The organism is Sphingobacterium sp. JUb20 (assembly GCF_004342035.1).
Taxonomy (GTDB): domain Bacteria; phylum Bacteroidota; class Bacteroidia; order Sphingobacteriales; family Sphingobacteriaceae; genus Sphingobacterium; species Sphingobacterium anhuiense.
The window spans coordinates 50,844-63,804 of record NZ_SLYV01000020.1; the positions used below are offsets into that span (position 1 = coordinate 50,844).

Consider the following 12,961-nt stretch of genomic DNA (forward strand, 5'->3'; position numbering starts at 1 on the left):
ATTTGATCCTCATCGTCTGTTAAGAAATTTTTCATACATAGAACGTGGCTTAAAAAAGGTCTATAAAACAAAAGACACGCCCTGGGACGCTGTTCTTATGGGTAGCGTGGCGTGTACTGTTAGTACAAAGATAAGCATCCATTAACTATTTTAGCCAAATGTGAATAAAATCAGTTGATGATATGGTTATTAAGAATAATAGTGCTTTTCAATAAGTTTTTATTCACATTTGTTTCTTAAGAAAGAGGAAAAAAATAAATTATATTTGAGCATATAAACTAAATATTCGACAGATTATTTAAGTTTGATTAATAAACTTGAAAGGGAGAATATGACCTATTTGAATACTTTAAAATATTGGCGCAATTCATTAGCAGATGCCACTCGACCTGCCATTAAATTGAAGGAGGGCAAAGTTTCCTATTACTTTGCAGAGTTATCTGATATAAATTTACAGTTGGGACGTGTCGACCATAAGTTGGCTGCACAAATAATATCGGGAGAGAGTCAGAGATTAAATAATCTGAAGGGTATAAAAGATGCAAAAGATCCGGATTGGATTCACTTGGAGCAAGTATCGGTTCTTATCAGCCCCTTTCTGATCAATAATAAATTTGCACATAACAAAAGCATTCAAGATAAGAATTTCATGATGCCTTTTTTAATTAGAGCAAATTTAAAGCGTAGTGGAGAATTATTAATCCCTGATGAATCAGCACCATATGTATGTCGAGACTATTTAGAACCATTGCCACCTCAATCCATTGATTATCTTTTCGCGAATATTAATGACGTCGATAAAGTATTCTCAGATGAATTCTTAGGTACAACATGGCATCAATATTACCATCATCTTGCGCGACAATTTACATCAATTACCGACCAAGCAATTGAAACATACGTGCCATTGGACTATGAGAAAATTGAAAGATTTACAATAATCGTCGACGAGTCAATTCAAATGGCTGCAGATGGAATTATAAAATTGTACGATCATTTAATTCATTTGAATCAAGACCATGCACCCCTTTTAGAAAATCTTATTCAACCTAAAGATAGAGAAGTTCGATCTTTAATACCCTATAGAGACTTTGTTAAAGAAAGTACGCAGCATTTAGGGCAGATGGGGTATGAATATCCGCTGTCTATCACGCAAAGACAGAGCCTGTATGAAATCAATAACATGCATCAAGGAGAAATCCTTGCTGTCAATGGTCCTCCTGGTACAGGAAAGACAACATTATTACAAAGCATAGTCGCAAATGAAGTTGTAAAGTCAGCTATTCAAGGAGAAAAACCAACACTAATTCTAGCCTGTTCAACAAACAATCAAGCTGTAACAAATATTGTTGATAGTTTTCAAAATGTAAAAGTAAAACAAGGTGTTCTGTATGAAAGATGGATCCCTGCTATTTCAAGTTTTGCATTATTTCTCCCAAGTACATCCAAAGTAATTGAAGGTGATATTCCTTATCTAAAAATGAGAGAAGGAATTAACACGATCATTGAGAACCAACCATTCTTGGATAAGGCGAGAAACACTTTCCTTGATTGCTTTCAAACATCATTTCCTGATAATAAGAAGGACAATGCAAACACGGCAGCTGCGTTTTTAAGAGACGAACTGATCAATCACCAAAGGAATTTGAACCTTGGCGCCGATTACTGGGCATCTTATTTATCAATTGAAAATGAATTAGGACAACTTCATTATAAAAAAGATATCCAGCTTGCTGATCGTGATTTTTCGAGCAAAGTTAAAGATGTTAAACAACATCTTCTCGCATTTGAAAAACAAAAAAATGATTACTTCTTAAAAGAACCCTGGTGGATCAAGTTATTTTGTTTTTTACCGTTTATAGGCAGGATACGCGAGCAGCAATTAAGAGGTTTATTTCGCGAATTTGATTTTGATTTAACAACCATTAATCTTCGTCAAATAGCTGCAATCGATTCGTTTTTTGAGTCCAAGTTTAAGCTAATTAGTCAAATAGAGAAGAAATGCATTGAATGGGACAACTGGAAAATAAACAATAGTATTCATGCCAATCCACCACAAACAGAAAAATTATATCAGGCAGTTGGAAATGAAAAAGTAAATTATTTTTTCAATGAACTAGAAACGAATATAAAAAACGACATGTTCTTTTTAGCGATCCACTATTGGGAAGCGCGTTGGTTAGTAGCCATGCAAGATGCCCTCATTGACGGCAATCATTGGAATACTACAGGTCCACTTGCACTACAAAGATGGACACGATTTAGCATGCTGTTCCCATGTTTTGTATCTACTTTTTATATGGCCCCGAAGTATTTCCAGAAATTAAAATTTGCAGGTAAAGACGCGGCAGGAAAAAATAAATGGGATGGAGATCCCTTGGTGTCCGCTATTGATTACTTAATTGTCGACGAGTCTGGTCAGGTTACACCCGAAGTAGGAGCGGCCACATTTAGTTTAGCAAAAAAAGCAATCGTCGTAGGCGATACCTTACAGATTGATCCCGTTTGGAGTGTTACTAAATTAGTAGACAAGGCAAATTATTACAAACATGATTTAGCAAAAATAGACGACGATTATTTTGCAGCCAGTGATTTAGGTTTCCTTTGCAGTACAGGGTCCGTTATGAAACTAGCACAAAAATCATCTCCACATCACGAGAAGAAGACTTTAGCAAAAGGATTATGGCTTACAGAACATAGACGTTGTTATAATGAAATCATAGACTATTGCAATGTTCTCGCATATAAAGGATTATTGTTGCCCAAAAAAGGTAAAGCTCCAAAAGATTTAGTTTTAGCCCCTATGTCTTTCATTCATCACAATTATGAGACAGACCCTTCTGCTGTAAGTAAATCAAATAGAGGTGAAGCTAAGGAAATCGCAACATGGATCAAGCAGAACGAGCCGCGAATTATTGATTACTACCAAGAACAAGAAAATAAAGCTGCAACAAAAGAAAATAGACAGACCAAACAGTTAATTATAGGAGATCTTGTAGCTATTGTAACGCCGTTTACATTGCAGAAGTCTGTTTTAAAATCAGTATTGCAAAGATCTGGTGTGTCGATGAAAAATCTAACGATAGGAACAGTTCATGCATTGCAAGGAGCTGAAAGATCGATCATTATATTCTCTTCAGTCTATGGATCAAATATGGCAAATTCTAGCTTCTTCTATGATATAGGACCCAATATGCTTAACGTTGCCGTTTCCAGAGCTAAAGATTCTTTTATCATGTTCGGTCATGAAGGTCTCTACAAAAATAGTTCTAGCATGAAACCGTCAAACTTATTGTATAACCATATTGAAAATAATTAATGTTAGGCAAACCTAATTCAAGGTCGTCTTGATCTATGTTTCAAACCTGATTTGTATTCATTAAGTACTGATGTGTTATGACAGATTAATGGGCGGTGAGGCCTTCGAAGTAGATAGGATGATGCCCAAAAATAAGATCACCTGTAGAAAGAGGTTGTTCTACAGGTGATCTTATTTTTTGTTTAATTACGGGATTCCTTGTTTGGCGGTGTCGTTCTTACTACGTTAATAACGACAAAAGATATGTTATTAATTTCGTTTTGAATCATTGTACAGCATATTATTACTAACTTCCTGTTAAGCCAGTAACAAATGTGTCCACAAATCCTATAATCTTATTTAAGATTCTATCACCGATTTCTTTAGATTTTAAAACACTAGGCCTTCCTTCAGTTCGAAGGTCTAAAATTTCTCTTCTTAATGGCTCTCGCTCCGTGAATAGATAGTTTTCTATAAGTTTTTCAGTTTTTTCTTCAGATAGTTTTTCAGTTTCTATTAAAGTATCGAGTGCTTTTTCTTGCTCTTTGTTCCAGAATTTTTCAAATTCATCAGTAATATTATCCGTATCACTAATGTTTGGTAAGCTTTCTAGAATAAATTTTTCAATTAGATCCCTTTTACTTCTCAATGATACTTCAGTATTTAATAGGTTGAATATTTCTTTTTGAATACTTTCTTTGTCCTTATGAGTTTGCTTTGATTTAAATTTTATCAATAACTGTAGAATATAGGTGACATTGATCGTGTCTCGCCTTATCAATTCCAATTCAAAATCTATATCATTTAAAATTGATGTTTTTTCTGTGCCTGTATTAGTTGAAAGTGTATCTTTTAAATCCAAATACTTACTTGTATAATCTGCAAATAATTGTTCTTCTATTTGTAGATCTTCCCATGTAAATTCGGTGTAATGACTCATTTTTTTATGCAATCGCATTAATGCACGAAAAGTTAAGATAAATTGTAATTTATCATCTTCTGAGTACAGATCATCTACAGCATTTACTTCTGGAGTTAGTTCAAATAATGTCTTACTTACTTCATTGAATTTCTCAACATAATTTTCATATGGCTCGACAATGATTTCATCTATAGCTTCCTTATTGCTAAATAGAGCAATAGCTTGATCTGTTTTCTCTTTCAAATTTCGAAAACAAACGATATTCCCCTGTGTTTTATTTTTATCGAGAATACGGTTAGTACGACTAAATGCTTGTATTAATCCGTGATATTTTAAGTTCTTATCAACGTACAAAGTGTTGAGGTTTTTGCTGTCAAAACCAGTGAGAAACATATTGGCCACTAATAAGATATCTGTTTCATGTTTAGGATGTTTTGATTTCCTAGCAACGGCATTGTAATAATTGTAAAACCCTTCATTGTCTCTAATGTCATGTTTTTCGTCAAACATTTCATTGAAATCTTGTACATAAGTTTCTAATAATTCTCGTCGATGAGGCGTATAACTGCTTTCGTATTCTGTATGTTCCTCTGCGGCCATATTTTGATGAGTAATAATCCGTTCTGGTATTTCATCCTCATTTTGTGCGAAACTAAAAATAGTTGCTATTTTTAAATTGTGTTCCCCATTTAACTTTTTACGTTTCAAAATCTCGTAATACGCAATAACTGCATCAATGTCTTGCACACACATCATTGCACAGAACTTTCTGTTCTGTGTTTTTTGATCGTGATGCTGAATGATGTAATCAATAATTGCTTCTTTACGTTCTGGCGCTTCAAAAACTTCAGACTCGTTAATTTGTTCTACTTTCAAATCAATGATATGGTCTTTCTTTTTGAAAGTTTGAATATATTCTATTGAAAATTTCAATACATTTTCATCGCGTATTGCATCAGTGATTACATATTTATGTAAGCATTTTCCAAATAAACTTGCTGTCGTTTTTTCTCCGTCGGCATTTTCAGCTAAAATGGGCGTTCCAGTAAAACCAAACAGTTGAATATTGGAGAAATAACCAACAATATTTTTATGAGTATCGCCAAATTGTGAACGATGGCATTCATCAAAAATAAAAACCATTCTTTCATTTTGAATAGGTTTCATTTTTAGTAAATTCTTTCTTAAAATCGTATTGTTTAATTTTTGAATAGTAGTTACGATTATCTTGACATTAGGATCATTGAATTTTCGGATAAGGTCATCCGTATTCGTCGCAGAGCTAACTGAACCTTTACTAAAATTGTCATATTCCTTATTTGTTTGGTAATCTAAATCTTTTCTGTCTACTACGAATACAACTTTTTTAATAGAAGGTATATTAGACAAAATCTGGCTAGCCTTAAAACTTGTCAGGGTTTTTCCACTTCCCGTGGTATGCCATATATATCCGTTTTTTTCTATATTATAACCATTTAAGATTTCATTCTCTTTTACTTTCTTAATTATATTTTCAACCGCGTAGTATTGATAGGGGCGAAGTATCATCAATCTTTTTTCAGTTTCATTTAACACAACGTATTTACATATCATTTTACTGATATGACACGGTTCTAAAAACGAATCTGTAAAACCATTCAGAATGTTGTTCAAAGGATTATTATTTTCGTCAGTCCAATGAAAAGTTTGAAGATATTCCTGTTTATGCGTCCCAAAGTTGCTGAAATACTTTGTATTTACACCATTGCTAATAATGAATAGTTGAACAAAGTGAAACAAACCTTTTCCTGCTCCGAAACTATGTTTTTGATACCTGTTGATCTGGTTAAATGCTTCTCGCATTTCTAGACCTCTTCGCTTTAGTTCAATTTGTACTAAGGGCAAACCATTAATTAGCAACGTGACGTCATAACGATTTTCATATTTACCTTCTTGTTTTACTTGATTAGTTACTTGATATTCGTTTTGACACCAATGCTCTACATTCAGAAATTCAAAGTATAAATTATCACCATTATCTCTTAATATATGATGCTTTTTTTCACGTAATATTTTTGCTTTTTCAAAAACAGATCCTTTATTGAGAATGTTCAGTACTTTTTCAAATTCATTGTCACTAAATTGAATATGGTTATGTTTTTCTAATTGGTTTTTCAAGTTTACCAATAGTGCTTTCTCATCAACAATAGTAATATATTTATATCCCAATTTTTGCAATTGGATAATGAGTTCTTCCTCTAAAATTTGTTCTGATTGTCTACCCAAAATAATTATGAATTAGGAGTTTATATTGATCATTCTATTTATATACAAATCTAACAAAATCTAGCAATCTTATTATACTTCTCCTAATTCATAATTTAAAAATTATTTCAAGCCTTTAAACATCTGCTCGATAGCTTTCTTTTTTTGCTCCATGTTAGGATGTACATATAGATTTAAAGTTGTACTGATGTTTGAGTGCCCTAAAAGCACACTAACTGTTTTATAGTCACAATTACTTTCTATGCATCGAGTTGCAAAGCTATGCCTTAAACCATGAAATTTAAGCGCAGGCATATTTAGTTCTTTCATAAGATTTTTATAATAAGTACGATATGTCCTTGGCTCTGTAGGCTTGGCATCATTAGTCAATACATAAAATGAGGAGTTAACGATTTTTTTAAACGGTTTGAGTATTCGCAATAGGTCTTTATTAATCGGAATCTCACGAATAGAATTTTTTGTTTTCGGCGTGTCTAAAATAAGTTCAGTTTTTCTGATTCCATTTTCAATGACGTATATACGTTGAATAGTTCTGTTAACTTTTATAATACCACTATCTGTGTCGATATCTTCCCATGTAAGGGCGCAAACTTCTCCAATGCGCATGCCAGAACTTAGACAAATATAAACACCTAAGTTTCGAAAGGTAAAATGCTCTTGGATATGATTCATTATTTTTTTTTGATCTGTACGACTCAACACCTCTACCGTATATTTTTCTCTTTCGGTAGGAAATTGAATATCAAAAGGTGTATAAACTAACCATTTATGCTTGGCGCCAAATTTCATAATCATTTTCAGGACAATTAGAATATCTTTAATTGTTTTTTGACTTAATCCGGAATTCAATTTTTGAAAGACAAAAGCCTGCACCTCTGTTTCTTCAATGGTGTAATTTTTCCCAAATACAGGTAATAGATGATTTTCAATAAGGAGTGTATACGCTGAAAAGCTTGATTTTTTTACATACTGTTTTTTGTTTGTCTTCCATAGATCAATTATCTCTACGATTTGTTTTTGATTATTCATTGTTATTAATATTTATGAACCCCAAAGGAAAGAAATAAAGAATTGAGGATTTATATTTCACTAAGGTTCCTAATTTGAGATTTCCAGATTTTCATGGAGAATGGGAAACGAAGAAGTTGGGGGAAATTATGGACTTCAAAGTAACTAATTCCTTGTCTCGTGAGAATTTGAATTACGAAGTTGGGGCTGTAAAAAATATCCATTACGGAGATATTCATACTAAATTTCAAACCTTATTCAATATTACTAATGAAATAGTTCCATTCATAAATGACGAAATAAATGTGGAAAGAATTTCGGATGAAAATTATTGCAGAGAAGGAGATATTATATTTGCAGATGCTTCCGAAGATTTGAATGACGTGGGTAAAAGTATCGAAATTATAAATGTCAATGGAGAGAAATTATTGTCAGGATTACACACTTTATTAGCAAGACCAAAATCAAATGTTTTTCATTTGGGCTTTAATGGTTATTTGTTTAAATCTAATTCTCTCAGAACACAAATTCAAAAAGAATCTCAAGGATCAAAAGTTTTAAGTATTAATATTGGACGGATTTCAAAAATAGAATTATCGTTTCCCAACGTACAAGAACAAGGAAGAATTACTGCTTTATTGAGCTTGTTGGATGAACGTATGCAAACCCAAAACAAAATAATAATACATTATCAATCCTTAATCCGAAATCTCAGAAATAAAATATTTAAGCAACGTCTTAAATTTAGCGATGAGCAAAAAAATAAATTTTTCAACTGGGAAACGATAGAGTTGGGCATAATTGCTGAAAAGAGGATCGTAAAAAATAGAGAAATGAGGATTAAAACCGTTTTTTCAAATTCTGCGAGCTTTGGAATAATTAATCAAAGTGATTTTTTTGATAAAGAAATCGCGAACCAAAATAATATCAATGGTTATTATATTGTTGAAAAGGACGATTTTATTTATAACCCAAGAATTTCAAAAGAAGCTCCTGTTGGACCTATTTCCATGAATAAAATAGGTACTGGTGTTATGTCTCCATTATATTTGGTGTTTAGATTAAAAAAAGGATCTCCATCATTTTATGAACACTTTTTTAACTCAAATGTTTGGTATGTTCATATGGAAAGCATTGCAAATTACGGTGCAAGAGCAGACAGGATGAGCTTTTCAAATAGTTCTTTTTTTGAAATGCCGATTCCACTTCCTCCTACAAAAGAACAAGATAGAATAGCTACATTTCTATCATTAATTGCTCATAAAATTCAAATTGAAAAAGGAATTTTAAAACAGCTTGAAAAACAGAAAAAACACTTATTACAGCAAATGTTTATTTAACTGAAGTAATCAAAAGGAGATTAATAGCTATACTCTTTGGGCAGAATTAATATTCTAAACAAATAGGTTTCTCAAAAAAAACTTTTTTTGTTCTTCTAATTTTTGTAAATAAGTAATTTCATTACTAATAGAATTATCTAGAACAGATAAAAAATCTGCTATCTTTTTCTGCTCCGAGAAAGATGGTAATATTAAAGAAATATTAAAAAAATCAGATATTCCGATATTTAAAAGACCATGATTTCTCGCGCCCTCTTGAGCAATTTTTTCAATTTCAATATTTTGAAGTCCTGCTTCAAAATATTGTTCCATAAAGGTTTTGCTGACCAATTCATTAAAACGAAAACATATATATAATGTTGATACCACACCTTTATCATACCTTATCAACCTCTTTATAGCCCCCATAGGATAACCCGCGGAATAACTTTTATTGTAAGCAAAATCGTCTCTTTTTAGTAGATAATATCCCGTAACATCTTTTGCTGATACTGACTTGTTAAAATATTCTAGTTGACTTATCAATCCATGTTGCGCTGATATAGTTAGCACATTTTTATTATCTTCTTTATTTTTGGAAACAACCCTTTCTGATATATCACCAAGTGTTTTTCTGGTCCAATCAGGATAAGAGTTTCCTTCATCATTTTTAAATTTTAAGGTCTGATCAAAGATCTGCTTTAAAACTATAATTTTTCGCGATTTTAAACCCTCAATTATTTTGTTTTGGGTTTGAATTCTTGCTTCAATTAAATTAAAAAAATTGGAAATTTTATTCTGCTCTTCAATATGCGGAAGAGGTAAATGAATTTCAGAAAAATATTTATAACTAATCATTTTTCCATCACGTATACCTTCCAGATTTTTATTCAAAGAAATAATGTACGCAGGAGTTTTTAGATAAAATTTGAAAAATTTATCAATGATTTGAGCTTTTGATCTTAATATTATGTAAGCAGGGCTACAAATACCTTTATATTCAGAATATTCGATTCCACCTTGAAATGACCTCAAGCTAATAATAAAATCACCTTTTTCAACAACTTTATAACCTTCAACACTTTTATCAGTAACAGATATTTTATAGTCTATAAGATTTCTCGGAATAGCCCCAAATTCCTGAGTTATTGCAAGTATTGGCAAGTCCGAATTATGGTTTTTATTTGAAATATTATCAAAAATTTGATTCCCATTCTTAAATTCCCATTCTCCATTAAAATCTGGAAATCTCAAATTAGGAACGTTACCTACTTTTAATTTTTTATTCGCAATCTTGGTCATTGTAGTTTCGTTATTAATAACATTAAGGATTTGAATAATTAGAAAATAAGGCCCAGTTCTTTGAAATAAACATCAATTTCTTTATCTAGGTCTGCACGTTTGGCTTCTAAGAGTTTAATTTCAGCCATCACAGCTTGAATATCGATTTCCTCTTGCTCCTCGAAAGTGTCTACATAACGTGGTATGTTAAGATTGTAGTCGTTATCAGATATCTCTTTTAATGAAGCTAGATGACTATATTTTTCAATCTCAGTTCTATTTCGATAAGTTTCTACAATTTTATTAATATGGATGTTTCGTAGTATATTTTGATTTTTTACCTTATCAAACTCTTTGCTTGCATCTATAAACAAGACATCATCAGGTGTTTCTCGACATTTTTTGAATACTAGTATACACGTAGGGATACTGGTGCCATAAAAGATATTAGCAGGTAACCCAATTACAGCATCCAAATAATTTTTCTGTTCTATTAAGTATTTACGAATTTGTAACTCTGCAGCACCGCGGAATAGGACTCCATGAGGTAGTACAATTGCCATTGTACCATTTTCCGCTAGATGATAAATCATATGTTGTACGAATGCAAAATCAGCCTTACTTGCAGGAGCTAATTTTCCATATTGACTGAAACGATCATCATTTAGAAATAAAGGATTTGCGCTCCAGTTAGCAGAAAAAGGAGGGTTAGCGACTATAGCTTCAAATGGCATATCATTTAAATGCTGTGGATGCTCCAGCGTGTCTTCTTGCTTGATGTCAAACTTCATGTAATGTACACCGTGAAGTATCATGTTCATTCGGGCAAGATTGTAGGTGGTTCGGTTCATCTCCTGTCCGTAGAAATTATTTACATCTTTCACCTCTCGAGCAACACGTAATAGAAGCGAACCAGATCCACATGTTGGATCATAAACAGATTTCAGTCTATTTTTTCCTGTCGTAACAATTTTTGCCAAAATTTTAGAAACTTCTTGCGGCGTATAAAATTCACCCGCTTTCTTACCAGCCCCACTTGCAAATTGTCCTATCAAATATTCATAGGCATCACCTAGTACGTCAAGCTCACTATGTTCCAGTTTAAAATCAATTTCGTCAAGGTGTATTAATACTTTAACAATAATAGCATTTCTTGCATCTGCAGTTTTACCCAATTTTGTACTATTGAGATCCATATCTTCAAATAGGTTGTCAAAGTCTTCTTCACTTTGCGTTCCCATGGTACTCAATTGTATATTAGTCAATATTTTCTGTAGATCTTCAAGAATGAAGGTGTTAGTATCACTGTTGCCTCTTTTTGCAATTTCACCAAAAAGTTCAGATGGTTTTAAAAAGTATCCTAAAGTTTCAAGAGCCTCTTCTTTAATTGCCTCGATATATTTCTGGCCCTCTTTTGTCTTTTCTGATATATTTCTGAATTGAATATTATCCTGTTCAAGAATAGAGTTAGCAAAAATTTCCATTTTTTCAGCTAAATATTTATAGAATATAAAGCCTAATATGTAATCACGGAATTCATCTGCATTCATTTTACCGCGTAAAGTATTAGCTATATTCCAAAGCTGTTGCTCTAATATTTTTTTCTGTTCTTCTGACATTTAGAGTGATGTTATTTAAATAGGAATTTTACCATCCGTAAGAATTCACTAAAGTAATTGTTTTTTTTCAATCTTTCTATCAATCTTCTGTATTCAATCATTTCGGAGAATAAATAATCAGCATAATAAAGACATGTAAACTTAATAACATCTTGTAAAACTTACTACTTCCTGCTATATAAGGGAACCTAAAAATTTAATTATACTAAAATGTTTACTTTTCCGCTTTAAATGCATTTAATTTGTTTATTTTAAGCAAAATATATTAACCATCTATGTCAGCCTGGATGTAGAGAAGAAATTATTTGAATTATTTGAGATAGTTATATGTTAAGTTATAAAGAATTTGAAAAGGTAGTTTTTGATTGGTTGTATACTAAGCATCAATTAGACAAGACGTTTACCTTTAATGTTCGCAAGAAGAAAGGTACAAATTCGGAGAAGGATTATTTTATTGGAACGGAGCGGTCCAATTATTTTGCGACAAGCTTTTATGCTATGCCTGTTTCCTTTCCTGGCTCGTCAGCAGAAGCTATTAGTCTCGTTTTTACGTTAAATGAATCTGTATACACCTATAATTTTGATTTTACGCAAACACAACAACCAAGTGACCCACAAAATCAGTCTGTCTTAAATGTAATTAAGGATTTAAAAGATCCTTTACAACAGAAATTTTTATTCAAACAAAAGGTTAACGAACAGAACAAAATGTTCAGGATGCTCATTGCGCCTATTCAAGAGAACTATATCTCTCTTGAAGCGATGTTTTCTGATATTGATCAGCAACTTACTCAAATTATTGAACTCGTTGATGTTGCTATTTTAAAGGAAAAGGAAAAGAATCCCATGTTTAAAGCTCACCGTGTTCAATTAAGTGAATTTGAAAATCGAATCAGTCGTATGGAAAATAGAATTGAGGCGCATACGAGTAAAAATACCTCAAATGAATGCATTACGTTACCTGAAAAAACACAAATCAATATGCCTCTTAATCAAATACTATATGGTCCTCCGGGAACAGGGAAAACTTACAATACGATTAACAAAGCTATTTCTATCATAAATCCATCTTTTGATTTAACTCAAGATCGATCTATTATTAAAGCAGAGTACAATCGATTATTGGAAGCAGGGCAAATTGTCTTTACGACTTTTGTAAATAGCAAATTTACTTTCATCAATTTTTAGCAAAAGTATTTCACCACTTTTCTTCAAAAAAATACATTTACTTTTCCGGTGTATTTTCTTG

The 12,961-nt window shown here is 32.1% G+C and carries 7 protein-coding genes; 3 read left to right on the plus strand and 4 right to left on the minus strand.

The window, feature by feature from the left end:
- Positions 1-331: 331 nt before the first annotated feature.
- Positions 332-3,319 (plus strand): DEAD/DEAH box helicase, encoded by a 2,988-nt coding sequence (locus EDF66_RS24295; RefSeq protein WP_132845731.1) that lies wholly within the window; start codon positions 332-334, stop codon positions 3,317-3,319.
- A gap of 286 nt (positions 3,320-3,605) precedes the next feature.
- Here EDF66_RS24295 and EDF66_RS24300 read toward each other — a convergent pair whose 3' ends face one another.
- A complete protein-coding gene (locus EDF66_RS24300; RefSeq protein ID WP_132845733.1) occupies positions 3,606-6,485 on the minus strand; it encodes a type I restriction endonuclease subunit R in 2,880 nt (959 codons plus the stop codon).
- 102 nt (positions 6,486-6,587) lie between these two features.
- On the minus strand, positions 6,588-7,514 hold the full coding sequence (locus tag EDF66_RS24305) for a tyrosine-type recombinase/integrase (protein ID WP_132845734.1): 927 nt from the start codon (positions 7,512-7,514) through the stop codon (positions 6,588-6,590).
- A gap of 74 nt (positions 7,515-7,588) precedes the next feature.
- Between EDF66_RS24305 and EDF66_RS24310 the strand changes: the two genes are divergently transcribed.
- Positions 7,589-8,833 carry a restriction endonuclease subunit S gene (locus tag EDF66_RS24310; RefSeq protein ID WP_132845736.1) on the plus strand — a complete coding sequence of 415 codons (1,245 nt, stop codon included), beginning with the start codon at positions 7,589-7,591 and terminating at the stop codon, positions 8,831-8,833.
- 54 nt (positions 8,834-8,887) lie between these two features.
- On the opposite strand, the gene EDF66_RS24315 is transcribed toward EDF66_RS24310, so the two are convergent.
- Positions 8,888-10,114 (minus strand): restriction endonuclease subunit S, encoded by a 1,227-nt coding sequence (locus EDF66_RS24315; protein ID WP_132845738.1) that lies wholly within the window; start codon positions 10,112-10,114, stop codon positions 8,888-8,890.
- A 38-nt stretch (positions 10,115-10,152) separates the two neighbouring features.
- A complete protein-coding gene (locus EDF66_RS24320; RefSeq protein WP_132845740.1) occupies positions 10,153-11,712 on the minus strand; it encodes a type I restriction-modification system subunit M in 1,560 nt (519 codons plus the stop codon).
- Between the two features lie 327 nt (positions 11,713-12,039).
- On the opposite strand from EDF66_RS24320, the gene EDF66_RS24325 reads away from it, so the two are divergent.
- Positions 12,040-12,900, plus strand: a complete 861-nt coding sequence (locus EDF66_RS24325) for a hypothetical protein (RefSeq protein ID WP_132845741.1) — start codon at positions 12,040-12,042, stop codon at positions 12,898-12,900.
- The last annotated feature ends 61 nt before the right edge of the window (positions 12,901-12,961 follow it).

Bases quoted from the DNA above. Each gene is read 5' to 3' on its own strand.
- EDF66_RS24295 (WP_132845731.1), top strand. From the start codon at position 332: ATGACCTATTTGAATACTTTAAAATATTGGCGCAATTCATTAGCAGAT.
- EDF66_RS24305 (WP_132845734.1), bottom strand. From the start codon at position 7,514: ATGAATAATCAAAAACAAATCGTAGAGATAATTGATCTATGGAAGACA.
- EDF66_RS24315 (WP_132845738.1), bottom strand. From the start codon at position 10,114: ATGACCAAGATTGCGAATAAAAAATTAAAAGTAGGTAACGTTCCTAAT.
- EDF66_RS24320 (WP_132845740.1), bottom strand. From the start codon at position 11,712: ATGTCAGAAGAACAGAAAAAAATATTAGAGCAACAGCTTTGGAATATA.
- EDF66_RS24325 (WP_132845741.1), top strand. From the start codon at position 12,040: ATGTTAAGTTATAAAGAATTTGAAAAGGTAGTTTTTGATTGGTTGTAT.